Below are 25,962 nucleotides of genomic sequence, written 5' to 3'. Positions count from 1 at the left end.
CCAAAGGTTAAAAAGGTTGATGTGCAGAAACGGGTCATTCCTTCCTGTCCAGGAGGTACTTCCTGCCCCTGACCTCCACAATGCGGTATATCTCCCCCTCCCTTAGATCCATGTCCGGCTTCTCCAGCTCGTACGTCTCGTAGGTCTTCATGTCCATGAGCTGAATCTCGGTCGGAGTTATACTCGTGACCATGGCCTCGCTCTTCTCGCTCTCCACGGTATCTATGCCCTCCCGCTTCACCGTCTTCCAGTCACGGTGTTCGCTCTCACGGGTGGAGAGGTTCCTGAGGGAGAGACCCTTCCCGTCCACGCGTTCGACTTCGTAGACGTTGCCGCGCTTATCAGCCACTATGTCCCCCTTCTGAAACTTTGGAATCCTGATGCTCACGCTGGTGCGGTAGACCTCCCTGCTGGTCTGCCTGTCAAGGCCGACGAGTTCGTAGGCCTCACTTATCGTTCCCCCAAATTTCTCCTTTATCGCCTGGGCGAGCTTTCTTGCCGAAGAAGTCGAGCCCATGTAGAAATCAAGCCCCTCCTCCTTTTCGATGGTGTCCTGGATGAACCCCATTCTGTCTTTCCTCATTATCTCGTCCACCTTCTCCTCGACGAGCTTCCCTATAACCTTCCGCTCCTCCTCCGTCAGCGGCCTGTCTTCGGCACGAACCTGAAGTATTGCCTCGAAATAACCACCAAGGAACCTAGAACAGCGAGGACAGACGGTCTGGCGGACGTAGACGGTGACGTATTTTACCTCGTCGTGAAGCTCGTACTGGAGCTCGTGCAGTCTGGCCTTAACGCGGATCTCGTACGTTATTATCGCCGGAAAGTATTCGATGTGCCAGTCAACGGGCTGGAAAGCTATGACGGCTCTCCCAGCGGAGAGTTCCTCAATCTCCTCAAGCTCTTCGGGGGAAATTATCCCAAACTCCCTCACCCGTTCATCGAGAGAGTCTCCTATCACCTCAAGGAGCGCATTTTCAGCGACTTCAAATACCAGCTCATCAAGCTCATAAGTATGGGGATCGACCCAGACGCCCCTCTTCTTATAGCTCCCGCAGTTCTGACACAGCTCCGTGTTTATCTCGCCATCGATCAGCAGAACGGGATTTTCCTTCCTGAAGCAGACCTGACAGAGCCCCTCTATGAGCGGGCCCCCCTCACTCTCGCTTATCCCACACCGGTAACAGAACCTCTCGCTCATTCCTCTCACCGGAAGGGAGTGAGGAAGGGAGTTTAAAAACCTAATCTCAGAGAAAGAGCTTCGCCATCTGGGCGTGGGGAACACCCTGAATCCTGAGCACCCTCGTCTCGTCAATGTAGCCCAGTTCTATCGCTTTTCTGACGCATCGCTCGCCAGTGAGGTTGGCGATGGTCGCCTCTTCCAGCATGGCCCCCAGGGCATCCTCGTCAACCAGTTCTCCCCTGTAAAAGCGCTCCTTCACTTCGAGCTTCAGCTCGCCTTCCCTGAAAGTTTTTCCGAGGAGCTCCTCATCGCAGGCCGCTAGGAGAACTTCCCCCTGAACTCTGTAGACTTTGACGTATATCATTGAGCGACACCGGAGGGAAAAACGCCTGAGGGTTTAAAAGGGTTGGGTAAATGGAGAAGAAGGGAGAAGGGCATCAGCCCTGGGCTTCAATCTCCTTGACGGCCTTCTCAAGGATGGTGTATGCTTTGAGGATGTTCAGGTAGGCCTTGCGGATGTTGGGCAGTGCAGCTATTGCGAGGTTGTCCCTGCCCGGAGTCAGGTACTTCTCGGCCTCAGCATAGTACTGGTCGGCGAGCTGCTTGTAGTGCATGGCCTCCTGGAGGGTCTCATTGTCGACGCCGAGCTCAACCGCCTTCTGGTAGAGCGGGTCGAACTTCTGGTCGTACCTCCAGTAGAGCATGTACCAGACGTAGTTCCAGGTGCTGACGATCCAGCGGGAGGTCTTGTATTCAATCGTCAGAGTTACCGGTGAGGCGTACTTGACCTTCAGCACGGCGTACTTCGCGTTCTTACCGTCAAGGATGTAGTAGCTGATCACATGGTCGCCCTTAACGTCGACGTACTGGGTATCGACCGGCAGTGTTACGAGGACGTAACCGGTCGTTCCGCTCGGACCCTCAACCGTCAGGTCTATGCTCGTACCCGTGTCGTGGTAGCCCGTGACTGTACCGAGTCCAACCGCGACGTAGGGTGATACCTGGGTGGCGGAGTAAACCTTGTTCTCCGCAAGCTCCTTGACCTTAACCGTCACCTCCTTGGAGGTGTCCTGGTAGTAGTCGCTGAAGACCTGAATGTTGAACGTCTGCTCCATGTGGAGGGGTGTGAAGTACACCTCGACTTCACCGTTGTCCGTGTAGTACTCCCTGCCGTTCACGACGACCTTTGCCGGAGTGTTTATCCTCTCCATCGTCGCAAGGTCGAGGAGCCTTATCTTGAGCACTGACTGCTTTCCGAGGGTGGCTTCCGGATACACTACCACGTACATCTCGGGCATGCCTACCTGGAACAGCATCGGCGCGTAGGTCATAGTCTCCCCAGTGTCTGCGTTGAGGAGTCCGAGCACTCCGAGGTAAGTGCCTGGAGCCGAAAGGTCCACTTTAGCGCCGATGGATTCTGAGGTACCCGTGCCAAATGCAAACGGGGTGCTGTCGACCGCCACATCACCGTTGTCGCCGAGCACCTGGTAGTAGAAGGTGTAGTGGATCGGGTTGTAGCTCCTTGTGTCGTATCCGTAGACCATTATCAGGTAGTATCCCGTCTCGGGCATGAACTTTTCGAAGACCTCATCGCTGGTCGGGCCTATCTGGTCGTAGTAGACCGTATAGTTCGCGAAGTTGAGGAGGTCATTCAGCGTTGGGAAGTACAGCACATACAGGTCAAGGTCAGCAGTTGGGTCTTCGGGCTCGGTAATTCCAAACCTGATGAAGTATGTGGTTGGGTCAACATAGAAAGCCCCGATGACATCCCAGTCGTCCTGGCTGACGTTCCTGACCATTGCATATGCTTGGTCAAGCCTTCCAAGGCCGTATCCAACAGCAACGGCGTTGAAGTCGCCGTAGTTGTTCTCCACCTTGGCCCCAACGCTGACGTTTGCCGGAGACGGGACGTCTTTCTTGATGATCTCAGGTGTTATTGAAACGGACGCAGCGCTCACTTCGATCTCATAGTGGGCATCCTCGTAGCCGGTCCTGGCGTAGGAGCTGACGCTGACGTAGGCCGTTATCTCCCAGACGCCCTCAACCGGATTCTCTACCACCCACGTGTACTCAAGCGGTCCTCCTGGGCCGACGTAGTAGTATCCGGGCACTCCGTCGTAGACAACACCGCCCATTGGCCTCGCGATGACGAGCTTGACCCTGCCCATTGGGGTGCCGTTGGCATCCGTCGGGACGCGGAGGGTAACGCGGAGTTCCTTTGTGCCCCTCGGCACCTCGAAGAAGTAGTGCTTGGCCTCACCCGGTTTGCCGGTGTCGGTGATCTTGGCGCTGGTCCCGCCGTTCTTGTTTGCGGGTATGTCAACGGTCACTGCGACATAACCATCGATGTAGCTGGTGTCCGGGTCGTCGATGTAAATCAGACCCACGTAGGTGCCGCTCTTCTGGAGCTTGGAGTAGTCGATGTTGATGGAGAACTGTCCGATGAGGTCGCTTATGTACATGGCATTAGCGCCGTGTATGGTGACCTCGGTAGTGTTCGGCATGATCCAGTCAACGTTGGTGCTTATCTTGTAGGTCTTGTTCTCGAAGACGTACCAGAGGCCCCATCCGGGCTCGTACGTCATCGGCGAGAAGTATATCGGGACGCTGCCCGGATACTCGTCCCTTATGTAGACTCCTCTGTAGAGGTACGGATAGCCGAACATGTACTGGAAGTAGCCCACTCCCCAAGAATATATTGAGCTCAACGTCGCAGTTGGTATTACTGGCTGCTCAATCGGGTTCTTGAAGCTGGTGAAGGTCGTGCCCGCGAAGAGGTAATTGGTCGGTTCCTGGCTGAGCTCTTCGAGTTTGGCTATGGCCTTGTCGACCTGTATGAGGCCAAAGCCCTGGTCTATCATGGTCTGGTTCGTGGGCTTGGCGCTGAGCTCAAGGGCGCGCTTGATCATTATCGGGTTGTAGGTGATGTTGTGCTGCTTGGCATAGCTTATCATGAGGGCAACTGCACCGCTGACGTGCGGGGTGGCCATTGATGTGCCGCTCCAGAATCCGTAGTACCTGTACGGGTTTCCGTAGAGAACCGTGTACCACATCGGAAGGCTTGAGAATATGGCAGTTCCAGGGGCCATCACGTCCGGGTCGAGGAGACCGTCCATCCTCGGTCCCCTGCTGGAACTCATGGCCGGACCGTTCATAACCCCCGGCAGGCCGTAGAGAAGCTCCCACCTCTCGCTCTCCCAGTAGTTGCCGACCGTTATGGCCAGGTCGCTGTCACCGGGGGCGTGAACGCTGTTGGTTGTCGGCCCCTCGTTTCCAGCGGCAATGGCAAACGTAACCCCGTAAATGTCGGTGAGCAGGTTGACGTAAAATATCTCCGGGGTCTCAAGTCCGTCGTTTATCTCGCCACCACCGCCGAGGGACATGCTGATGACGTCGGCACCCATAAGGGTCGCGTATATCATCCCGCTGATTATCCAGCTGGTTCTTCCAAAGCCGAGCTCTCCCGGAAGAACTTTAACCTCGATGAGCTGGGCGTTGGGAGCAACGCCGTAGACGCCGTAAAACACAGGGTCAGTGGGCAGACCAACGCCCGCAACGGTACCGCTGACGTGGGTGCCGTGTCCGTGGGCGTCCCACATGAAGTAGGCGTAGCCCTCACTGGGCTCGAACTCTATGAAGGCAACGTTGACCTTAGTTGTGTTAACGGTGACGTAGTCCCCGCTGATGTCATAAATTCTCATCGGCTGGTCGTTGGTGAAGTTGTTGTCGAGGTTGAAGTCTATGTAAGCGGTGAAGTTACCGCTCTGGTTGACTATGAGAACCGGATAAACATCACTGAGGTCTCCAAAGAGGCCAAGGCCGTACGGGTCGTAGGGGGTCGCGCTGAAGTTGTTGAGGTCGAAGTACCTCTCGGGAAGGAGGCCGATGTAGTATGTATCGCCAGTTATGTTGCCGACATAATAGGTGCCCATGGTGTAGTTGGTGTATGCAGGGTGACCGTAATAGTTAGCGTAGACTCCCCAGAAGACAGTGACGTTCTTGTTGACGGTGATAGTTCCTCCGACGGGAGTGGTAGTGTTGTAGTATATCTGGGCCATACCCTCGTCGCTCGCGTCATAGATGTCAATAATCTTCTTCCTTCCATCGAGGGTCGTCTGGAGGAACGGGTGTCCCACATCCACACCCGTATCAAGAACGGCAACTGTAACGTTGTCTCCGTAGACACCGTAGTCAGTCCAGACGTTGTACGCGTCTATGGTGAAAACGCTCATGAACATTTCTGGGAGGGAGAGGGAGTCCCTTGCAGGAGCGCTGGGAGCAGTCCCATCCTCGGGAGCCACAGGTTCCTGGAGCTTGACAGTCCTGTCCTTCCACACATGCAGGATACCAGGAATGTTCTGGAGCTCCTCCACCCTGGAAACGGGCATCTCCACGACTATGAACTGATACTCGGGTTTGCTTATTGGATCGATCTTTCCAAGCTTTTTAAGGGCATTATATACCTCCATCTTGTGGTCTCTATCCGGTGCGACTATCAGTCGTACGGTTTTGTCACTGGTCTTCAGGATATTCTGTATTTCCTTTTGGAGAATCTCACCGCTGATGAACTGCTCAGGATGAGCATTGTTTGTGGTTTCTACTTTGGCAGGGTTAGAGGGGGCGGCAAAGACAGGTGTTGCTGAAAACGCTACTGAAGCTGCCGATAGTACGAGCACCGCCACAATCAAAAGACTCAAGGCCTTCCGATTCATCCTGACACCTCCGGGTTGTAATGTTCACCTATATTGTGGATAGAGCACCGATATAAACGTTTCGCACCACACGGTTGTATAATCCACCTTAACTGCCATGTTACAACTTGAATGATTATTCAAGGACATTGGTGACCGCGCTTCATGTTATGTTGCCCTCAGAAACCGAGAAAAGCAAAGTGGCCACAATAAATAACATTATGAACGCATCCACTCCGGGGTCTAGCGAGTATATCATAAGAGACAAGACCACCACAAAGCTCCCTCTGTTCCCCTCACTGTTTCCAAGGAACGTGCCAAGCAAAAAAGCCTCTATCACGCCCAGAATTCCAAAATCAGCCACCGGCTGGCCAAAGAAGAAATAGGTATAGTTCGTGGAGGCACCGAACAGTGAAGCGACCATGCCCCGGGGGTTGCTACTGAAGAGGAGAGCACCATGGAAGAAACCCCATGGAAGGGAAAGACGAACGAGGTTGTGGAAAACCAGGAACGTGAAGCCTATCCTCACTAGAACTGCCTCAATCCCACCGCTCATACCCACTATGATGAGGGCAGGAATGAGACTGAGACCGAGGAGCCATTTTCGAAACTGAGGATAATCAAAGTATGTACCCAGGAAATAAGCCAGATATACCAGAAGAACCAGGGAGCGGAATGTGCCGAGGAAGAACAGCACGGTATACACCCCCACTAGGAAAGTTTTCCAGCGAAGAGAAAGCGTGGAATAAGCCATTCCAACAACCGCCAGAACCGCCGCTAGAACTAGAGAACCCACGAGTTCATACCTGAGGGAATTCTCAAGAAGTGGCACACCCACGACGATGTATAGAGCAGAGGGTATCAAAAGTGCCACTAGGAGAGCGCTTTGGGGGAACAGCCTGAAAGGATTGATTCCCAGCCGGTACACTATAAGAACCAAAACAGCCAGGAGGGAAAAAACGGGAAAATTCTGGAAAGAGAGTAGCAGAAATAGAACAGCCAGCAGTGAGGATGGGAGTCTCAGGTTGAGGACATAGCCCAAAGAGAAAACCGCAAAGAACGCCAGGGCATAGACAGTTCCCAGAAGGAGCACTGAGGGCTCCAGTCCTCGTGAATATATTGTGTTGCGTAAGCCTTCGTCAAAATAGTTGGCGTACAGTGAAAGGGTAAGATAAGAAAAGAAGCCGAGGCTAAAGATTTTTAACCCCCTCACTTTACCACCAATTAATGTTAAAAAAGGAGCTTAAAAATTTGAGGGGTGTCGTGCAATGAAGAGAGAAAGCCTCTACCTCCCCCTGCTTCTCATTTCTGCTTTCATCATCAGACTCATTCCCCACAGAACGCTTCTCTTAGCGACATACGACGAGTACCTTCACCGAGACATAACCCTGAGGATAGTCAGCCAAGGCATAGGCTCGATCCCAAAGGATATACCTTCCCTGATCGGACTGAGGGCCTACAGCTATCCGCCTCTGTTCCATATAATCGGCGCGGCGTTTTACAAGATATTCCCGTCCGATTACCTCTTCTTCGTCCTTCCGGCAGTCTACGGCACCCTCGCAGTGCTTGGCTTCTACCTGGCGTTTAAGGAGCTCACGGGGGACAAAAACCGCGCCCTTCTTGCGACGGCATTTCTTGCCTTTGCCCCCAACTCCATATACAGGACTAGCCTCTACATCCCTGAAAACCTCGGTCTGTTCCTGTTCTCGGTAAGCCTGCTGTTCCTGATAAGATTCATGAAATCGAGGAAGCTCTCCAACCTGGTCTTTCTGGCCATCGTGATGACGGTCTACATGCTGACCCACAGGGGGTGGATATTCTTTGCCATGGCCGCGGTTCTGCTGTTCGCCTCCTACCTGTGGCCTTTCATAAGAAAGAACCTCCACTACCTTGTCGTCCTAGCAGTTCTAGCGTTCACAGCCTACACGCAGGTGTCTTTCATCCAGTCAACCGTTGGGGAGCTGTTCCTCAGGCTTCAGCGAAGCGAAGTGAGCTTCCTGGGCTACTTCAAGTGGATAGGCGTTATCCAGCTCGTCTTTGGAGCGATAGCAAGCCCATACTATTTCAAAAGGGACAGCATACGACGTGGCTTCGTCCTCTGGGCCTGGGCGTTTATGCTGGCCGGCGGAATTTCCTTCCGCTTCCGCGACCCTTACGCGACAATACCCCTCTCAGTTATGGCCGCAGAGTACCTTATTGACGCTGTCTTTCCTGCCATCGGACCGTTTATCCAGAGAGCCTTCGAAGACGTGAAAGGTCCGGGCGCTGAGTGGATAAAGAGTATTTCACGAAAGCACTGGGTAACCTCACTGGTAATCCTGCTGTTGTTGGTTACCCCTCTTGCCCAGGGAGCCTACGGAGCTTACAAGTACGTCGAGGCGCCAACTGTGAGCGATAAGGAGGCCTACGAGTGGATAGTCCAGAACACTCCTGAAAACGCCACAATACTCGTTTGGTGGGATATGGGATATCTCCTCATAGGCAACACACACAGAAAGGACGTTGTCATATGGAAAAAAGTCTATCAGGGATTCTTTGGAGAGGCTCCCACCGTGAGGGAGGCGGGCCAGGCGTACACTGACCACGTCGTAATGTTCAGCTCAAACCAGCGCGAGTGGGCGTATTATCTTATGAGGAAATACAACGTAAGCTACATCTTCGTTGACAGGAAACGGTATTCGTACGGCCTCATCCGCTACGGCCTTATGGAATACGCCCCCTATGATACCCATTTCAAGGTTGAATTCTGCAACGGCGGTTCGGTCATATACCGCTTCATTCCAGAACCTACCCTAAAGATGGAACAGCCGTTTCCTCTAAACTATACCGGAAATTACTCACCGCTCGTCAATTTCCTGGAGAAGTTCTGGACGGGATATAATTATGCCGACTTCGACACCAGGTACAAGGCCTACTTCAATCTTAATGCCTGGATGGTTGACCTCTACTCACGCCTCTACCAAAAGACCGGAGATGATGCCTTCAACGCCCGCACAGACTGGCTCCTCCGCTGGCTTTCATACAAGCAGATGGACAACGGAGCGTTCCCCTGGGGAGTTCCACCCAACGACTTTACCCTGTACACCGCGTACACCCTCGAACCTCTGAAGGAGGTCAACTTCGACGGAAAGGGGAGGTCGCTCAAGTTGCTGGAGAGCAGGGAACGCGAGGACTACTTTATGACAACACCGAAGGACAATAAAGGTGGCCTCGTGACAAACGCTCTCATGCTCCCAGTTTACAAGGAGCTTGGAATCCTGAACTCCACAACCGAGAAGAACATCGTCATCCAGCTACTGAGGGAGCAGAAGGAGGATGGAAGCTGGAACAACAACCTCGGCACCACCATAGCACTCGCCTCAAGCCTCGCAAGGTACTATCAGCTGACGGGCAATGAGAGCGTCCTCAAAGCGGTCAGAAAAGCGGCCGAATGGATGACAGGGGAGCAGGAGGATAGCGGAAAGCTGAAGGCAGAGAAGTATGAGTACGCGTATTCCAGAGCTACCTACGCCCAGATGGCATACATTTATCACGTCGCCGGACTTAAGGACGCGGAGGAGAAGACCCTCAGCTTCATCGAGAACACGTTCGACCCCAACAGGGAGGTACACCCCCTCGATTCAGTGCTCACCATGTACCGCTACTTCAGCTACGCCTACGGCAGCGATAGAGCAATCGATATGATCAACGGACTTCTAAAGGCCCATCCACTGCTCAGCTTCTCCTGATTTTAATTTCGAAAGGTTTAAATAGTAACACATCCTGGAGTAAATGGAGGGTGTGACGTGACGCCAGTGCTCTCAAGGAGGGAGGTATACATAAGTGGGACAATAGCTCTTTTTTCCCTGACTCTAGCCATAGCCTTCCTCCCCGATAGAACCATCACCTACGACGGAGCACTCTACATAAATATCGCAAGGAATCTCCTCAAGGGCATAACGAACTACACTTACCAAGGGGTCTACATGATGTACCGTCCACCAGTCTATGTCTACACTCTCTCGCTTCTCTTCAGGTTAGTTCCACCCCACTCCCACCTAGCGGCAGCTCGACTCGTCTCAGCGTTTTTTTACGCCCTTACGGCCGGCCTTGTATATACCTTCGCTATGGAGCTGTGGAGAGACCGGCTGAAAGCGTTTGCGGCGGCTATGTTCTACGTCTTCAATCCCCCGGCTTTTGCGATGGGAACCCGCGAGCTTGTCCACAGCGAGTTCACGTTTTTCTACACCCTCGCCATATACCTACTGTACACCGGGAGAAAAAGGGGTGAAGCCACAAGGCTGTACCTCTCGTTCATAATCGCGGGAATAGCGGTGCTGACCAGATACACAGGACTCTCGATACTGGGAGTCATAATAGCATACCTGTATCTGACCGAACACTGGGATTGGGCAAGGAAAAAGGAGTATCCCCTCGGGTTCCTCCTCTTCATCCTTGTCCTCCTGCCCTGGATGTACATGGGCCATCTCTATTACGGCGGTGCGTTTAAGCCCTTCAGCGTGGCCACCCAGTATGTAACCAACGCACCACCGGTTTCAGCATTCGACTACGTGGGAATGATAGCCAACACCCTGGGTATCCTCCTGTTCTTAGCAATAGCCGGCTTTGTATTCCTCAAAAAGAACGACGAGGGATGGCTTCTCATAAGCTGGCTCTTTCTTGGACTGCTGGGGATAATGACCGTAACCCATAAAGAAGAGCGCTTCATAACGTTCCTCTCTCCCGTGATTGCCCTCCTAGCCGCTCACGGCCTGTGGAGCCTGGCGGAGATTCTCCACGAACTTATAACGAGTGCCGAGCACAGAAAGTATGCGTCTATCATGCTCCTGATACTGTTCCTGATTCCAATTGGAAGAGACGCCCTATACCTCAAAGGGCAGTGGGACGAACAGGGGGCTGTCTATGTTAAGGTGATGGAATACGCCTCAGCCAACTACCCTTCCGTGGAATGGCTCCTTGTTTCGCCCAAGATGTACACGATGGCAGGACTGTACTATCCGGATGCAATAATCCAGGTCATAATAGACAGACAACAGGTTCGTAACAGAATCGCCAGCGGAAAGTACGGCCTTATAATCAAAATGGAGAGCGACCCTCCACTAAACATCGAAGAAAGCGGTATGTACACCATCGCCAGGGAGTTCCCCGAAGAGGGCTTTAAGGTTTTCATACGCTCCACCTCAATCTCCAAAAGCAGGGATAGTTAAGCCCCCGTCAACCCAAATGAACACATTCGCCTTCTTTTTCATTCATGTACCCCAAAGAACAGCCATGGATAGTTAATTTTAAATACGGGCCCTCGATATATCACCCGCAGTAAACGATTGTGGAGGGATTCGCATGAGCGAATACAAGTTTATAAAGTGGTTTGAGGAACTCGGAAAGGGCGACGTCGCTCTTGTTGGCGGAAAGGGTGCCAACCTTGGAGAAATGACCAACGCCGGCATTCCGGTTCCGCCCGGCTTCTGTGTTACCGCCGAGGCATACAAGTACTTCGTCGAGAACGTCAAGCTTGAGGACGGAAAGACCCTCCAGGAGTGGATTATGGGTGTCATCGCCGAGACCAACGTCGATGACTCCAAGCAGCTCCAGGAGAACACCGCCAAGATCAGGCAGAAGATAATCGAGCTCCCGATGCCGGCAGAGATAGCCGGAGAGATTGAGAGGGCCTACAAGGAGCTCTCCCAGAGGTTCAACAAGGACGCCGTTTATGTCGCCGTCAGGAGCTCGGCCACCGCTGAGGACCTCCCGGAGGCCAGCTTCGCCGGCCAGCAGGAGACCTACCTCGACGTCTACGGCGTTGACGACGTCATAGACAAGGTCAAGAAGTGCTGGGCCAGCCTCTGGACCGCCAGGGCCACCTTCTACAGGGCCAAGCAGGGCTTCGACCACAGCAAGGTCTACCTCTCAGCGGTCGTCCAGAAGATGGTCAACAGCAAGACCAGCGGTGTTATGTTCACCGCCAACCCGGTCACCAACAACAGGAACGAGATCATGATCAACGCCAGCTGGGGCCTCGGTGAGGCCGTCGTCAGCGGCAGTGTTTCTCCTGACGAGTACATAGTTGAGAAGGGCACCTGGAGGATCAAGGAGAAGTACATCGCCAAGAAGGAGGTCATGGTCGTCCGCAATCCGGAGACCGGCAAGGGAACCATCTACGTCAAGGTCGCCGACTACCTCGGTCCGGAGTGGGTTGAGAAGCAGGTTCTCACCGAGGAGCAGATCATCGAGGTCGCCAAGATAGGCGCCAAGATCGAGGAGCACTACGGCTGGCCGCAGGACATCGAGTGGGCCTACGACGCCGACGACGGCAAGCTCTACATCGTCCAGAGCAGGCCGATCACCACCCTCAAGGAGACCGAGACTGCCCAGGAGGCCGCCGAGGTTGAGGAGGCCGAGGTCATCCTCAAGGGTCTCGGTGCCTCACCGGGCATAGGTGCCGGAAGGGTCGTCGTCATCTTCGAGGCCGACGAGATCGACAAGGTCAAGGAGGGCGACGTTCTCGTCACCACCATGACCAACCCGGACATGGTTCCGGCCATGAAGAGGGCTTCCGCTATCGTCACCGACGAGGGCGGAAGAACCAGCCACGCCGCCATCGTCAGCCGTGAGCTCGGCATCCCGGCAGTCGTCGGTACCAAGGAGGCCACCAAGAAGCTCAAGACCGGCGACTACGTCACCGTTGACGGAACCAGGGGTGTCGTCTACAAGGGCATAGTCAAGAGCCTCGTCGAGAAGAAGGAGGAAGAGAAAGCCGCCGGCGGACAGGTCGTCGTTGCCGGTGCTCCGCTCGTCACCGCCACCAAGGTCAAGGTCAATGTCTCCATGCCGGAGGTCGCCGAGAGGGCAGCCGCCACCGGCGCCGACGGTGTCGGTCTCCTCCGCGCCGAGCACATGATCCTCACCATAGGCAAGCACCCGGTCAAGTTCATCAAGGAGGGCAAGGAGGAGGAGCTCGTCGAGAAGCTCGCCGACGGCATCAGAACCGTTGCCGCTGCCTTCTACCCGAGGCCCGTCTGGTACAGGACGCTTGATGCTCCGACCAACGAGTTCAAGGAGATGCCCGGCGGAGAGGACGAACCGGACGAGAGGAACCCGATGCTCGGCTGGCGCGGAATCAGGAGGAGCCTTGACCAGGTTGAGCTCCTCAAGGCGGAGTTCAAGGCCATCAAGAAGGTCGTCGAGGAGGGCTACGACAACATCGGCGTCATGCTCCCGCTCGTCGCCAACCCCGAGCAGATCAGGAAGGCCAAGGAGATCGCCCGCTCAGTCGGCCTTGAGCCGCACAAGGACGTCGAGTGGGGAATAATGGTCGAGGTTCCGGCAGCGGCTCTCATCATCGAGGATCTCATCAAGGAAGGCCTCGACTTCGTCAGCTTCGGAACCAACGACCTCACCCAGTACACCCTCGCCATCGACAGGGACAACGACAGGATAGCATACCTCTACGACGAGAAGCACCCGGCGGTGCTCAAGCTCATCGAGAACGTCATCAAGGTCGCCAAGAAGTACGGCGTCGAGACCAGCATCTGCGGACAGGCAGGAAGCGACCCCAAGATGGCCAAGATCCTCGTCAGGCTCGGCATCGACAGCATCAGCGCCAACCCCGACGCGGTGGAGCTCATCAGGAAGACCGTCGCCCAGGAGGAGCAGAAGCTCATCCTTGAGGCGGCTCGCAAGAGGCTCTTCGAGTGAGCTTCCTTCCCTTTTCTATTCCGTTTCTATCGCTTGTGTATTGAGACTCCAGCGGCGTTTTTCAGACAGGGATATCCATGTTGCTGGCTCTTTTATCCACCATAAGGCTTTTATACACACGTTTCGACAGCCATCTCAATGAGACGTGAAGTAGAGGCAATGCGCGACCAGATCGTGGGCGGCCCGATAGTGAAGACGCTCATCGTGCTAGCCTATCCCCTAATCATAAACCAGCTCGTTCAGGTTCTCTACAACCTCACCGACACGTACTGGCTCGGGAAGCTCGGAAGGGAGGAGCTGGCGGCACCAGGGACGGCGTGGCCGCTGGTGTGGTTCTTCATGGCCATCGGAATGGGGTTCGCTACAGCAGGCTTCGCCTTCGTCAGCCAGTACGTCGGGGCGAGGGAGTATGAAAAAGCGAACAGGGCCGCGGGAGCGCTCTACTCCCTCATGATGCTCTTCGCTATTGGAGTTGGCGTATTTGGTGTCCTCTCGGCCCCATACCTCCTCAAGTTCATGAACGTTAGTGACACCGTCTATCCCTACGCACTCAACTACACCCGCGTCATCTTCGCCGGAATACCCTTCGCCTTCACGCTCTTCGCCTTCAACTTCCTCCTGAGGGCGATAGGAGACACAAAAACACCGGTTAAGATAAACATAGCCACCGTGCTCCTCAATCTGGCCCTGGACCCCTTCCTGATATTCGGCTGGGGGCCGTTTCCAGAGCTTGGGGTCATAGGTGCAGCAGTAGCAACGATGTTCTCCAACAGCCTCGGCTCGCTCTTCGGTGGATACCTCCTCTTCAGGGGGAAGGTTGGGATACACCTTACGGTGGAAGGCCTGAAGCCAGACTGGCCATTCTACAAGCGCATTTTCCGCGTTGGTATACCCTCAAGCGTTGGTTCGTCAACCACAGCCCTCGGCTTCGTCATACTCACGAGGATAATCTTCACCCTCGGTGGTCAGTTCGGCGAGGCCGATGTGGCCTTCGCGACCTACTCCATAACCAACAGGCTGACCAACTTCATGTTCGCCTTCTCTGACGGCATAAGCATGGCGATGGGGACAATGGTGGGTCAGACCGTTGGGGCAAAGCTCTACGAGAGGGCCAAGACCATAGCCGAGAAGACGATGGCAATAAACTTTGCCATCCTGAGCGTCGGAACGCTCCTCTTCGCCTTCTTCCGTGTGGAGATATTCAGCTTTTTCATCAACGACCCGGCGATAATAGCCGAGAGCGCTAAGGTAGTTAAGTATTTCTCCGCATCGCTGCCTTTCTTCGGGATATTCTCGGCGGTAAACAACGTCTTCCAGAGTTCAGGGCACACCAAGAAGAGCATGCTCCTCAGCATACTCCGCCTCTGGGGGCTAAGGTTGCCCCTCAGCTACGGCCTCGGAATCCTCGTGAGGGACACCTCCGGAATGTGGCTCGGGATGGGTCTGAGCAACGTTCTCGGCGCGGTTGTTGCTCTCGCCTGGTTCCTGACCGGGAGCTGGATGGAAAGGATAATCGAGGAACCCGCGAGCGCATCATAAACCTTTTATATCACCGTTTCGATTGCGGTCTGATTGCACATGAAGAGCGAGAAAATCGGGAGGATGCGCGAAGAGATACTAACCGGGCCCATAGAAAAGACACTTCTCGTTCTGGCGGGCCCGCTCATTGTAAACAACCTAGTCCAAGTTGTCTACAACATAACCGATACCTTCTGGCTCGGCAAACTCGGGAGGGAGGCGCTCTCGGCCCCGGGAGTCACGTGGCCAATAATCGGCACATTAATGGCCCTTGGACTCGGGTTTACCACAGCGGGCTTTGCCTTCGTAGGCCAGTATATAGGCGCTGAGAAGTATGACAGGGCAAACCGCTCCGCCGGGGCACTCTACTCACTCATGCTGTTCTTCGCGACGGCAACTGCCATAATTGGAACGCTCCTCCTGCCGTACGCCCTGCACTTCATGAAGGTCAGCGAGAACGTCTACCCATACTCGCTCACCTACGCGACGATAATATTCCTCGGCATCCCATTTTCCTTCACTTTCATGGCCTTTGGAGCGCTCGTGAGAGCAACGGGGGACACGAAAACACCGGTCAAGATAACCCTTCTCACCGTGGCGATAAACATAATCCTAGACCCGATACTGATATTCGGCTGGCTGGGCTTCCCGAAGCTGGGAGTTGCAGGGGCTGCAATAGCGACGGTCTTTGCAAACTCGGTAGGAGCATTCATAGGACTCTACCTCCTCTTAACCGATAGGGTCGGGCTGAGCCTGAGCCTTGAGAGCCTCAAGCCAGACTTCGAGTTCTACAAGAAGATATTCAAGGTTGGCCTGCCGTCGAGCATCGGCCAGTCGGCGAACAGCTTCGGCTTCGTTATCCTCACTAGGATAATATTCGGTTTCGGAGATGTCACCTACGCCGCCTACGTTATAACTACCAGACTGGTGAACTTCCTCACGAGCATCTCTCGCGGAATAAGTATGGCGATGGGGACGATGATAGCCCAGAACGTCGGAGCGGAGAACTACGAAAGGGCAAAAAGAATAGCCGAGAGGGCGATGCTCATAAACTTCGCAATAGCTAGCCTCGCGATACTGATAATCGGGGTCTTCCGCGTCGAGATATTCCGCGTGTTCTTAAACGACCCTGCCGTCATCAAGGAGAGCGAGGTCGTTATGAAATACTTCCTAATCTCGGTGCCGTTTTTCAATGGAATATTCATAGTCGTCAACAGAACCTTCAGTTCGGCGGGCCACACCAAGAAGAGCATGGCCCTCGGGATATTCCGCCTCTGGGGGCTGAGGATTCCGCTCAGCTACGCCTTCGGCTACATCGGTGCCATAACAATCCTTGGAATCACCGTACCTCTCGCGGAGCTCTTCGGCTTCACGAGCAGGGGAGTGTTCTTCGGCATGGGCATGAGCAACTTTATAGCCGCGATGGTTGCTCTCGCCTGGTTCCTGCGCGGCACGTGGATGAAACGGATAATCGAAGAGAAGTCAAAAACCGAGCCTGAGAAGGCCACTGCTTAACATCCGGAAGGCTAATAAACCCTTTCTCTGACCTACCACCGGTGAGGGCGATGATAGAGGATAAGCGGTGGAAGGGTGTTTACTCCTTTGAGGACTCCCCGTTCATCATGGAGATTCTGACGGAGCTGAGGGACGAGAGAACGGGGCCGATACCGTTCAGAAAGGGACTCGTCAAGCTCGGCCGCTACATGGCCTACGAGCTGACCAAAACGATGGAGGTCGAGAGGATTCCGATAAAAACGCCGCTTGAAGAAACCGTTGGAACGATAGTCAGAGACAGGCGAAACGTCGTCATAATCACCGTTCTCCGTGCGGCAATACCGCTGATGGAGGGACTCATCAAGGTTCTTGACCACGCAAGGGTTGGAATAGTCTCAGCATCGCGGGGAAAGGCCCCGAAGTTCGAGATAGAGATGAAATACGTGAAAGTGCCTCAGGTAAAGCCGGAGGATACAGTTATCATAGCGGATCCGATGATAGCCACCGGTTCAACTCTCATCAAGGTTCTTGACGAGGTTAAGAGGTACGGGAAGGCCAAGCGCTACGTCATAGTCGGGGTTCTCGCGGCTCCAGAGGGAATAAGCAGGATAAAGGAAGCCCACCCGGAGGTCGAGATGTTCGTGGCGGCGATAGACAGGGAGCTCAACGACCACGGCTACATACTCCCCGGCCTCGGCGATGCCGGCGACAGGGCCTTCGGTGCGCCGATTAAGGTTTGAAATTCCTTCTTTCCGTTTTCTCTGCTCGCGGACGTTAAATTTATAAGCCGGCCTTTTGTTATTCTTTTTGAAACCCGCAGTGTGCGGGGGTTGCCGAGCCTGGTCAAAGGCGGTGGACTCAAGATCCACTCCCGCAGGGGTTCCGGGGTTCAAATCCCCGCCCCCGCACCAGAAACTTTGCTGGGCAAAGTTTCATCAAAGTTTAGGGTTCCTTTTTGAAATGCCAAAGCGCTGAGGGATTCCTTTTTACGGGCTATTTTTTGGGTTGAATTCCTGCATTATCACCCTCCCCAGGAGTTCCTCCTCTTTGACGCCCTTTGGGCGTCGGCTAGAATTTGAACTCCCCCTAAAATGCCCGTATGAGTTGAATTCAGGTTTAATTGAGAGATTTTTAACGTTGAATCCCTTTTTGAATGGCAAACTCTCGCAAGAACCACGAACTTTTGGTGAGACTATCTAAAAGCTTCAGCGCCGCTTTCACTATCGTTCAAGCGTCCTTAACGGATGACGGAAGGTTGGTGCAATTTTGGAATGTGCTCCTTTTATGAGTGGGTTTTTTATTCACTTGCTTTTGGAGACTGACTCTTTGCCCTCGATGGGAAGAACGGATTCATTCTAGGGAAAACCACCAAGCAAGAGTTGGAAAAGAAAAACCTCAGCGCTCCAGCTTCTTGACGCCGTCCCTGGTTCCAACGAGGACTATGTCGGCTATGTCCGCAAAGATGCCGTTCTCCACCACACCGGGGATGTTGTTGAGCTCTATCTCAAGGTCGAGCGGGTCGTCTATGCGGTGGAACCTGGCGTCGAGAATGAAGTTGCCGTTGTCGGTAACGACCGGCCCGTCCTTCTTGCTCGCTATCCTCAGTTCAGCAGTGGCGTTGAAGACCTCTATCTCCTCGGCTATGGCGCGCCAGGCTGCCGGAATGACCTCAATGGGAACGGGCATCTTCTGGCCGAGCCTCTCGACCAGCTTGCTCTCGTCAACGAGAACGAGGAACGTTCCAGCGCGGTATTCGATTATCTTCTCCATGGTGAGCGCCGCACCGCGGCCCTTTATGAGGTTCAGATAGGGGTCAACTTCGTCGGCGCCGTCAACGGCTATGTCTATCGCATCGACTTCGTCCAGGCCGACTACCGGGACGCCGTTCTCAAGGGCGAGAAGCCTAGCCTGATAGGACGTGGGAATGCCGTAAACGTCTTCAAGCTCCCCCTCCATAATGAGCTTGCCCAGATACTCGATAAAGTATGCAGTAGTGGAGCCTGTGCCGAGGCCGACTACCATATCATCCTCAATGAACTTCAGGGCCTCCTTGGCAACCGCCCTCTTGAGCTCCTCCATAGGCTCACCCCATCACCGTTCCGTTCTGCGTGAGTTTATAAAGCAGGCTCTGGTTTGAGTAGAACTGGGGCTGGAAGTTGACCATCAGGGTGTAGCTGAGCATGGTGAAGTACAGCCAGAACAGGAACCAGCCAAAGAAGGCCTTCCTGAGTATCAGGCGCTCCTCCTCGATGTCGGGCGGCAGCTCCTTTATGAGGGCCATGACTACCTTGTCGATGATCAGGAACATGGCGATGCCTATCATCCAGCCGTACTGGAACTTTGCGGCGGCAACCCCACTAACCAGACCACAGATGAGTCCCCACAGGTAAACGGATAGTGAAAACTTGTGTTCAATTGCCAGCCCCACGTTCTTCACCTACGCTTAGCTTTAAAAAGACCTTTTAAAACCTTTCCGTTACTCAGATAGTGTCTCCAGGAACCTGCGCCCTTTATCCGTCAGCCTGTAGTAGACGCGCCTGCCCCTTCTATGGGATTCGTCTATTAGGCCCAGACTCTCAAGCTCACGGAGGTGCTGGTAAACCGCCTGATACTTGAGCGGCTTCTCAAGGGCCTCCCATATCTCATAGCCGTACATGACCCTCCCGCTGAGAAGTCTCAGTATATCAAGCTTTGTTCCCCCTATGCTGAACTTTTCCCGTGTCTCAGCGTAGTGTCCCTTGAGGCCAGAGCTGGTCACGATAAGCGCTATTCTGTCGTCCCTCTCAAAGTAACCTTCCTCGGCCAGCTTGAGCAGGGCAGGAACTATCACTGCCGAAGCGTACTCCGCAAAGATCCCCTCCCCGGCGAGCAACCTCTGCCCAAGGTCGAGCTCATCCTCGCCGACTAGCACAGCGGTCCCGTCGGTCTCGCCTATGGCCTTCAAAGCCAGCTCCTTCATCACGGGGTTCTTCACGTAGAGCGCCAGCGCCTTGGTCGGCTCCGCCCTCGGCTCGACGCCCAGAACCTCACTCGCTATGGGGGAGCATTTCTCCGCCTGCACCGCTATGAGTCTGGGCATTTCCTCAATGGCACCTATCTCCATGAGCTCGGTAAAGCCCTTATAGATGCTGTAGAGGTTGCTTCCACTTCCCGTCGGGATCACCACGTGGGTCGGGTTCAGCTCCTCCCACAGCTCAAAGGCGAGCGTCTTCTGCCCCTCCAAACCGACGAGGTTGCTCTCGGGGGTGACGTTGTAGAGCCCCTTGCCCTCAGCCAATCCTTCCGCGTAGCTTATGCCCTCATCAACGCTCTCACCGTAGCGGATCACCTTCGCACCGAAAGCCACTATCTGGTTCAGCTTCCCCTGCTCAACCAGTTTTGGAACGACTGTGTAAGCAGGCTTCCCAGCCCGGGCGGCATAGGCCGAAAGGGAAGCGGCGGCGTTTCCGTTGCTGGCCACAACAAAACCGTTCTCTGCGTGGGGAATGCCGTAGGAGACCGCCACAGTGATGAGCCTGTCCCTGAACGAGCCAGTGGGATTCCTCGTCTCGTCTTTGATGAAGACGTTCAGACCGAGTTCCTCACCGAGTTTAGCCTTCAGAAGGGGCGTTCCGCCCTCGTTCAGGCTGATGACACGGTCCACATCGGGAAGAAGCTCCCGATACTTCCAGACACCGGGCCTTCTCCCTTTCCATGAATAAACGTCCACGGATTCATAGTCGTACGCTATCCTGAGCGGCTCACCGCAGGAGCACGTTGGGGGAATAAAGGAGGAGTAGAGCCTCCCACAGCTTGGACATCGAACCTGCATCGGGCATCACTCGGACGGTCACTTAAGCCTTATTGCATCCAGGTTGTTCGGGGCGCGCGTTGAGATACCGAACTTCTTGTGGATGCTGGTGCTCAGGTCAAGACACTTGTGTGGTTCTCCGTGGACGGTTATCACCCTCTCAGGCCTCGGTCTCAGCCTGGCTATATAGCTGATGAGCTCTCTCCTGTCGGCGTGGCCGGAGAAGCCGTCGATAGTGTGAACCTGCATGTTGACCTTGACGACCTCGGTCTTTCCACCCTCTCCGACCAGCGGTATCTCCCTGAGTCCCCTCTGAACCTGTCTTCCAAGCGTTCCCTCGGCCTGGTAGCTGACGAAGATCATGCTGTTCTTCGGGTCGGGAGCGAGCTGTTTGAAGTACTCCACGCTCGGCCCGCCGACGAGCATACCCGAAGTGGCGATGATTATTGCCGGCTCTCCGCTGTCTATGATATCCTGCCTCTCACGGGAGTTGGCGACGCTCTTGAAAACCGGATTGAGGAACGGGTTGTAGCCCTCGTGGAATATCTGCTCGCGCAGATGCTTGCTGAGGTACTCTGGATAGGCCGTGTGGATTGCAGTGGCCTCCCATATCATTCCATCGAGGTATATGGGCACCTCGATACCGCCGACCCGGGCGTACTCTTCGAGAACCATCATTATCTCCTGTGCCCTGCCGACCGCCATGGCAGGTATGAGAACCTTACCTCCCCTCCTAATCGTCTGATGGATGACCTCTATAAGGCGCTTCTCGGCTTCTTCACGCGGCATCTGGTAGTCGTTGCTTCCTCCGTAGGTGGACTCCATGATGAGGGTCTCCAGACGGGGGAACCTGCTTACAGCGGGTTCAAAGAGCCTCGTAGGGATGAACTTGAAGTCTCCGGTTATGGCTATGTTGTGAAGCCCGTTGCCTATGTGGAGGTGGACTATCGACGACCCGAGAATGTGGCCTGCATTGTGGAGGGTGAGCCTCATGTCCGGAGCGATGTCGCGAACCTCGCCGTAGTCGAGGGTTATCGTGTGCTTGATGACCTCTTTGATGTCCCTCGGCCGGTAGAGAGGCTCGACGCCGTTCATCTGCTGTATCTCGATGAAGTCCTGCTGGAGGAGCACCATCAGATCCCTCGTCGGCGGCGTCGTGTATATCGGGCCGTCGAAGAGCTTGTAGCGGAAGAGGTAAGGGAGCATTCCGCTGTGGTCGAGGTGGGCGTGGGTTATGATGATCGCATCGAGTAACCCAGCATCAAGAACGTACCTGAACTCGGGCGCGTCAAAATGCGGAAATGCCTTTTTGGGGTCGCGGAGGGCGGCTATGTTAACACCGAAGTCCACGAGAACATAACTTTCGTTAGTCTGGACTAGAAGGGCACTTCTACCAACCTCACGGAAGCCCCCAAGGCTGGTTATCCTAATCCACTCGCTTTTTAGCTCGGGTTTGCGGTAGATATTCCGGCCAACCTGGCGGAGGAACTTCCTCCTGTCCCTAGCCTCCGCCTGAAGTATCTGCCTTATCGAGTATATGGTCTGGCTCTGAAGCGGTGGTGTCCTTATGACGCGAGGCGCCCAGTGAACCTTCTGGGTTATCAAGCGAAGCGTTTCGCCGTTCTTTCCTATAACCAGGCCCGGCTTTTTGGCCTCTATGAGAACCTCACCGACGGACGGGTCAAAGCTTATGTTGGTTATCTCGGCCTCCGCAGGAACAATCTGCTTTATCATCTCCTCTGCCCTCTCCGGAGGAAGGAGGACTTCAGGGTCTGGACGGACGCTGATGCGCTTCTTTAAAACCTTGGCGAGGTTTTTGATGAGCTCCCCGTCCTGCATTATGGCTTCGGGGTTCTTGACGTAGATTACAAGCTCTGGCCCTTCGAATTCAACTTCAGTTATCCTAGCCTCCCTCGGAACCATCTGGCTTATTACAGCTTTTATGTCACGTAGAATGTCATCAACGAAAGTTTCTCTCCTTATCAAAGCCACCACCTCACTTTAGAAGAGCTTCCATCTCCTCCTTGGTCAGCTCCCTGTAACCGTCTTCCGTGACGGTAACGAGGGTTACCCCATCCCCCGTGAAAACATCGCGCCTTGTGGCTACCTTTATCGCCTTGAGGGCAAGTCTGATACCCCCCTCAAGCTCCATATCCTCGCTATACCCATCCTCAAGAACCGCGAAGGCAAACTCCATTCCAGAACCGGCAGCGGTGAATCTGTCTTCGGTAACGCCGCCGGCCATGTCTATCGAGTACAGTCCGGGCCTCTCATCGTAGCCCGCTATGAGGAACCACCCAAAGTACGGCATGAACCTCCTGCCGTGGAGGATGTTAGAAGTCAGCGTAGCAAGGGCCTTCACACCCATCTCGTTCCCGACCCTGGCCCTGTACAGTCTAGCCTCGGCCCTCAGAAGCCTGACGAGTGAGAGGATGTCCCCAACGCTTCCGGCACCGGCCAAGGCCAAGTGGTCGTCTATCTGGAATACCTTTGTGACGTTCCCCGAAAGCACCATGTTGCCGAGCGATGCCCTCCTGTCCGCCGCTAGGACGACGCCGTCCTTACACACAATGCCGACCGTAGTCGTTCCCTTTAGCTTTTCAGCCAATTACAACACCCCTGCTGGTATGTTTTTAGAATAGAAGAACCTCTACAACGCCAGTTTAGGGGAATAGTATTTAAAGGTTTCGTCCGAAGCCTACGCTTAGATGCCGCGGGGTGATAGAATGAACGAGGTCATACTCCTAACCGGGCCGCCGCTCAACGGGCGCGACGAGTACATAACCGAGGCACTAAAGCTCGCCGACGAAGAGAGCTACGCCTACTACCACGTCTTCGACTACATCAGGGAGGTCGGAAAGGAACTGGGCGTCAAGATAACCCGAAAGAACGTCCTTGACTTTGCCATAAGCCACCAGGATTTGATGAACGAGATAAGGGATGAGGCTTTCAATAGAATAAGAAAGGAAATAGATAAAAGTGACCGTAAGTTCCACCTGGTCTCAACACCGAGCCTCTTCCGCTGGGGAAGCGGGAGCGTTATAGGCTTCACAACTAGCAATCTGAAGCTTCTGAGGCCGAACCGGGTAATAATAGTCCTGGACGATGTCCTGTCCGTAAGGAGGCGTATCATCAACGACCCGGAGTGGTTCGAGCGCTTCGGTGAGAATCCCGAGAACATCAAGCTCACCACCCTAGTCATGTGGCGTGAGGATGCAATAAACCACGTTAAAACCCTGATACATGAGCTTAAGAAAGAAGGTATCGAGGTCCGCTATATCCTCCAGTTCGGAATAAGACACCCCTACGAAGTCTTTCTCGACCTGATATTCAGGGAAGAAGAAAAGCCGCTCGTTTACCTCAGCTATCCGATGACCGGTCACGAGGAGGAGTACTACCAGCGGGTCAGGGGATTCTACAACAAGCTCAGTGAACACTTTACAGTCCTTGACCCCGGCGCTCTGGACGACTGGTGGGTCGTTGCTGAATACGATGCCCAGGTTAACGCTGACCCTTCAATAAAGCGCATCCGGATAAAGCACCTTCTGGACGGTGAGGAAGTCGAGGAACTCGACAGAGAGGACATAGAGCAGGCCACCGACATACTGAGGCGCCAGCTCGTCGAGAGGGACTTCAACCTTGTCGACGTCAGCAAGGCCATAGCGGTCTACCACTACGCTGAGGGCGTCTCCGCGGGGGTCATCAGTGAGATGGCCGAGGCATACAGAACGCTGGCGGCGATATACCTCTACTACCCCTTCGACAGAAGGCCGAGCCCGTTCATGGAGTTCTACGGCATGCAGAACCCCTCACGGAGAACCATGTTCAAGGACGAGGACGAGATGATAAGGGTCATGGTCGAGGAGAAGGAATACTGGGCAAAGGTGTGAGGGAATGGAGAAGGAAAGAGAGGAAGGGCTCGAAATCTAACTCATAGGCTTTCGAACCTTCCTCCACGAATTTTTAATGGTCCTCTACTACGTTAAAAGCATTCTTCTGGGCCTTTTTAGCCTGATAATGGTTTTCGGGGTAGTGCTCGCCTTCCAGGAATCCCTGAGCATCGGCAACGGGATTTATTTCGCTTTCATATCAGCCTTCACGGTTGGCTATGGAGACATAATTCCCACAACACCGATATCAAAGCTCCTCTGTGCCTTCATACTGCCCATACTGGGAATGATAATGACGGGAATAATAGTCGTGGCCGCGATGCAGGCAATATCAAGGCTGTATCAGGAAAGGGGCAAAAAGCTCTAGAACATTGACATTGTATCCCTGCAGAAGAACAGAAACTAAGAGAAAGGGAGGGGAAAAATCACTTCTTCACCCATCCGCGCCACTTCATGGCGTCGTAGACCCTCTGGACGGCGACGACGTAGGCGGCATCCCTCATCTGGATACCCTTCTCCTTGTGGGTGTTGTAGACGTCCCAGAAGGCCTTGGTCATCTTCTTGTCGAGCTTTGCTCTTGTAGTCTCGGTGTCCCAGTAGTCGCCGGTTATGTTCTGGACCCACTCGAAGTAGCTGACGGTAACACCGCCGGCGTTACAGAGGAAGTCAGGTATGATGAGGACGCCCTTCTCGTGGAGTATCTCGTCGGCCTCCGGCGTTGTCGGGCCGTTGGCGAGCTCGGCAATAATCTTGGCCTTGATCTTGTCAGCGTTGTCCTTGGTGATGACACCCTCAATAGCGCTCGGGGCGAGGACGTCGACTTCGAGCTCAAGGAGCTCCTCGTTGGTGATGTTGGTGGCTCCCGGGAAGTCCTTAACTGAGCCGTGCTCACGCTTCCACTTGAGAACCTCGTCGGCGTTTATGCCGTCCTCCATGTAGATACCGCCCTTGCTGTCGCTGACGGCGACGACCTTCATGCCGTACTCCTCGCTCATGATCTTGGCCATGTAATAGCCGGCGTTACCGTAACCCTGGATGGCTATGGTCTTGCCCTTGAGGTCCATTCCGAGGGCCTTGGCGGCCTCGCGGACGGTGAAGCTGGCACCCCTTGCTGTTGCGTCCATCCTGGCGACGATACCACCGACACCAGGCGGCTTGCCGGTGATGATTCCGAAGCTCGGAACCTTCCTCCTGCTGATGGCCTCGTACTCGTCCATCATCCAGGCCATGATCTGCGGGTTGGTGTAAACGTCAGGGGCAGGGATGTCGGTGTACGGGCTGATGACGTCGTAGATGGCCCTTATGTAGTTCCTGGCAAGCCTCTCCTTCTCCCTCTCGGAGAGCTTCTTCGGGTCGACTATGATGCCACCCTTACCTCCACCGTAGGGGAGGTCAACGACGGCGACCTTCCAGGTCATCCAGGTAGCGAGGGCCTTGACAGTGCTGAGGGTCTCGGCCGGGTGCCACCTTATACCACCCTTGGTCGGACCGCGGGCCCAGTTGTGCTGAACACGGAAACCGGTGAAAACCTTAACAGAACCGTCGTCCATCTCAAGCGGAACTGAGACCTCAACAATCCTCATGGGCTTCTTGAGCCACTCAAGGGCCTCTTCGCTTATGTCCATGAACTGGGCAGCCCTCTCAAGCTGCTGAACGGCCATCTCAAACGGGTCAATCTCGACCATTTTTCCCACCTCGGGT

At 54.5% G+C, this 25,962-nt stretch carries 18 protein-coding genes and 1 tRNA gene; 9 read left to right on the top strand and 10 right to left on the bottom strand.

What is annotated here, in order from left to right; genetic code table 11:
• Window positions 1–34 precede the first annotated feature (34 nt).
• From A3L14_RS03130 to A3L14_RS03115, 4 genes are all read right to left on the bottom strand, one after another.
• Window positions 35–1,201 (bottom strand): 60S ribosomal export protein NMD3, encoded by a 1,167-nt coding sequence (locus A3L14_RS03130; protein ID WP_055429108.1) that lies wholly within the window; start codon window positions 1,199–1,201, stop codon window positions 35–37.
• 46 nt (window positions 1,202–1,247) lie between these two features.
• Window positions 1,248–1,547: a DUF424 domain-containing protein gene (locus tag A3L14_RS03125; protein ID WP_055429109.1), complete on the bottom strand. Its 300-nt coding sequence runs from the start codon at window positions 1,545–1,547 to the stop codon at window positions 1,248–1,250.
• A gap of 73 nt (window positions 1,548–1,620) precedes the next feature.
• Window positions 1,621–5,895: a S8 family serine peptidase gene (locus A3L14_RS03120; RefSeq protein WP_074631411.1), complete on the bottom strand. Its 4,275-nt coding sequence runs from the start codon at window positions 5,893–5,895 to the stop codon at window positions 1,621–1,623.
• A gap of 142 nt (window positions 5,896–6,037) precedes the next feature.
• Window positions 6,038–7,087: a hypothetical protein gene (locus A3L14_RS03115; RefSeq protein WP_055429111.1), complete on the bottom strand. Its 1,050-nt coding sequence runs from the start codon at window positions 7,085–7,087 to the stop codon at window positions 6,038–6,040.
• A 55-nt stretch (window positions 7,088–7,142) separates the two neighbouring features.
• Here A3L14_RS03115 and A3L14_RS03110 point away from each other — a divergent pair, with 55 nt between their 5' ends.
• The 7 genes from A3L14_RS03110 (at window position 7,143) to A3L14_RS03080 (ending at window position 17,492) form a co-directional block, all read left to right on the top strand.
• Window positions 7,143–9,602 (top strand): glycosyltransferase family 39 protein, encoded by a 2,460-nt coding sequence (locus A3L14_RS03110; protein ID WP_055429112.1) that lies wholly within the window; start codon window positions 7,143–7,145, stop codon window positions 9,600–9,602.
• Between the two features lie 57 nt (window positions 9,603–9,659).
• A complete protein-coding gene (locus tag A3L14_RS03105; RefSeq protein ID WP_232473403.1) occupies window positions 9,660–11,081 on the top strand; it encodes an ArnT family glycosyltransferase in 1,422 nt (473 codons plus the stop codon).
• Between the two features lie 133 nt (window positions 11,082–11,214).
• Window positions 11,215–13,569: a phosphoenolpyruvate synthase gene (gene ppsA / locus A3L14_RS03100; RefSeq protein ID WP_055429113.1), complete on the top strand. Its 2,355-nt coding sequence runs from the start codon at window positions 11,215–11,217 to the stop codon at window positions 13,567–13,569.
• 138 nt (window positions 13,570–13,707) lie between these two features.
• Window positions 13,708–15,108 (top strand): MATE family efflux transporter, encoded by a 1,401-nt coding sequence (locus tag A3L14_RS03095; RefSeq protein ID WP_055429114.1) that lies wholly within the window; start codon window positions 13,708–13,710, stop codon window positions 15,106–15,108.
• A 39-nt stretch (window positions 15,109–15,147) separates the two neighbouring features.
• Window positions 15,148–16,602, top strand: a complete 1,455-nt coding sequence (locus A3L14_RS03090) for an MATE family efflux transporter (RefSeq protein ID WP_055429115.1) — start codon at window positions 15,148–15,150, stop codon at window positions 16,600–16,602.
• 50 nt (window positions 16,603–16,652) lie between these two features.
• Window positions 16,653–17,321, top strand: coding sequence for a uracil phosphoribosyltransferase (gene upp / locus A3L14_RS03085; protein WP_055429116.1), 669 nt, complete (start codon window positions 16,653–16,655; stop codon window positions 17,319–17,321).
• Between the two features lie 83 nt (window positions 17,322–17,404).
• A tRNA-Leu gene (locus tag A3L14_RS03080) sits at window positions 17,405–17,492 on the top strand.
• 484 nt (window positions 17,493–17,976) lie between these two features.
• Here the strand turns inward: A3L14_RS03080 and rpiA are convergent.
• From rpiA to psmB, 5 genes are read right to left on the bottom strand one after another with little or no spacing between them, the layout of a single operon-like run.
• Entirely contained in the window at window positions 17,977–18,660 is a 684-nt protein-coding gene (gene rpiA / locus A3L14_RS03075; protein WP_055430067.1) for a ribose-5-phosphate isomerase RpiA, read from the bottom strand.
• A 4-nt stretch (window positions 18,661–18,664) separates the two neighbouring features.
• On the bottom strand, window positions 18,665–19,018 hold the full coding sequence (locus tag A3L14_RS03070) for a hypothetical protein (protein WP_324615388.1): 354 nt from the start codon (window positions 19,016–19,018) through the stop codon (window positions 18,665–18,667).
• 39 nt (window positions 19,019–19,057) lie between these two features.
• Window positions 19,058–20,392 (bottom strand): pyridoxal-phosphate dependent enzyme, encoded by a 1,335-nt coding sequence (locus A3L14_RS03065; protein WP_055430069.1) that lies wholly within the window; start codon window positions 20,390–20,392, stop codon window positions 19,058–19,060.
• 18 nt (window positions 20,393–20,410) lie between these two features.
• On the bottom strand, window positions 20,411–22,357 hold the full coding sequence (locus A3L14_RS03060; RefSeq protein WP_055430070.1) for a beta-CASP ribonuclease aCPSF1: 1,947 nt from the start codon (window positions 22,355–22,357) through the stop codon (window positions 20,411–20,413).
• Window positions 22,358–22,367: 10 nt separating this feature from the next.
• Window positions 22,368–22,979, bottom strand: coding sequence for an archaeal proteasome endopeptidase complex subunit beta (gene psmB, locus A3L14_RS03055; RefSeq protein WP_055430071.1), 612 nt, complete (start codon window positions 22,977–22,979; stop codon window positions 22,368–22,370).
• Between the two features lie 118 nt (window positions 22,980–23,097).
• Between psmB and A3L14_RS03050 the strand changes: the two genes are divergently transcribed.
• Window positions 23,098–24,261, top strand: coding sequence for a P-loop NTPase family protein (locus A3L14_RS03050; protein WP_074631413.1), 1,164 nt, complete (start codon window positions 23,098–23,100; stop codon window positions 24,259–24,261).
• A gap of 76 nt (window positions 24,262–24,337) precedes the next feature.
• Window positions 24,338–24,628, top strand: a complete 291-nt coding sequence (locus A3L14_RS03045; protein ID WP_082432049.1) for a potassium channel family protein — start codon at window positions 24,338–24,340, stop codon at window positions 24,626–24,628.
• A gap of 58 nt (window positions 24,629–24,686) precedes the next feature.
• Here the strand turns inward: A3L14_RS03045 and gdhA are convergent, their stop codons facing one another.
• Window positions 24,687–25,946 (bottom strand): glutamate dehydrogenase, encoded by a 1,260-nt coding sequence (gdhA, locus tag A3L14_RS03040; protein ID WP_055430073.1) that lies wholly within the window; start codon window positions 25,944–25,946, stop codon window positions 24,687–24,689.
• Window positions 25,947–25,962 lie beyond the last annotated feature (16 nt).

The sequence above is a fragment of the Thermococcus thioreducens genome (assembly GCF_002214545.1).
GTDB classification, from domain to species: domain Archaea; phylum Methanobacteriota_B; class Thermococci; order Thermococcales; family Thermococcaceae; genus Thermococcus; species Thermococcus thioreducens.
This window is presented reverse-complemented; position numbering and strand designations above follow the sequence as displayed.

Excerpts from the sequence above, each read along its gene's own strand:
- A3L14_RS03090 (WP_055429115.1), top strand. The coding sequence starts at position 15,148 with ATGAAGAGCGAGAAAATCGGGAGGATGCGCGAAGAGATACTAACCGGG.
- upp (WP_055429116.1), top strand. The coding sequence starts at position 16,653 with ATGATAGAGGATAAGCGGTGGAAGGGTGTTTACTCCTTTGAGGACTCC.
- A3L14_RS03130 (WP_055429108.1), bottom strand. The coding sequence starts at position 1,201 with ATGAGCGAGAGGTTCTGTTACCGGTGTGGGATAAGCGAGAGTGAGGGG.
- A3L14_RS03045 (WP_082432049.1), top strand. The coding sequence starts at position 24,338 with ATGGTCCTCTACTACGTTAAAAGCATTCTTCTGGGCCTTTTTAGCCTG.
- gdhA (WP_055430073.1), bottom strand. The coding sequence starts at position 25,946 with ATGGTCGAGATTGACCCGTTTGAGATGGCCGTTCAGCAGCTTGAGAGG.
- A3L14_RS03120 (WP_074631411.1), bottom strand. The coding sequence starts at position 5,895 with ATGAATCGGAAGGCCTTGAGTCTTTTGATTGTGGCGGTGCTCGTACTA.
- A3L14_RS03110 (WP_055429112.1), top strand. The coding sequence starts at position 7,143 with ATGAAGAGAGAAAGCCTCTACCTCCCCCTGCTTCTCATTTCTGCTTTC.
- ppsA (WP_055429113.1), top strand. The coding sequence starts at position 11,215 with ATGAGCGAATACAAGTTTATAAAGTGGTTTGAGGAACTCGGAAAGGGC.
- A3L14_RS03050 (WP_074631413.1), top strand. The coding sequence starts at position 23,098 with ATGAACGAGGTCATACTCCTAACCGGGCCGCCGCTCAACGGGCGCGAC.
- rpiA (WP_055430067.1), bottom strand. The coding sequence starts at position 18,660 with ATGGAGGAGCTCAAGAGGGCGGTTGCCAAGGAGGCCCTGAAGTTCATT.
- A3L14_RS03125 (WP_055429109.1), bottom strand. The coding sequence starts at position 1,547 with ATGATATACGTCAAAGTCTACAGAGTTCAGGGGGAAGTTCTCCTAGCG.
- A3L14_RS03065 (WP_055430069.1), bottom strand. The coding sequence starts at position 20,392 with ATGCAGGTTCGATGTCCAAGCTGTGGGAGGCTCTACTCCTCCTTTATT.
- A3L14_RS03095 (WP_055429114.1), top strand. The coding sequence starts at position 13,708 with ATGAGACGTGAAGTAGAGGCAATGCGCGACCAGATCGTGGGCGGCCCG.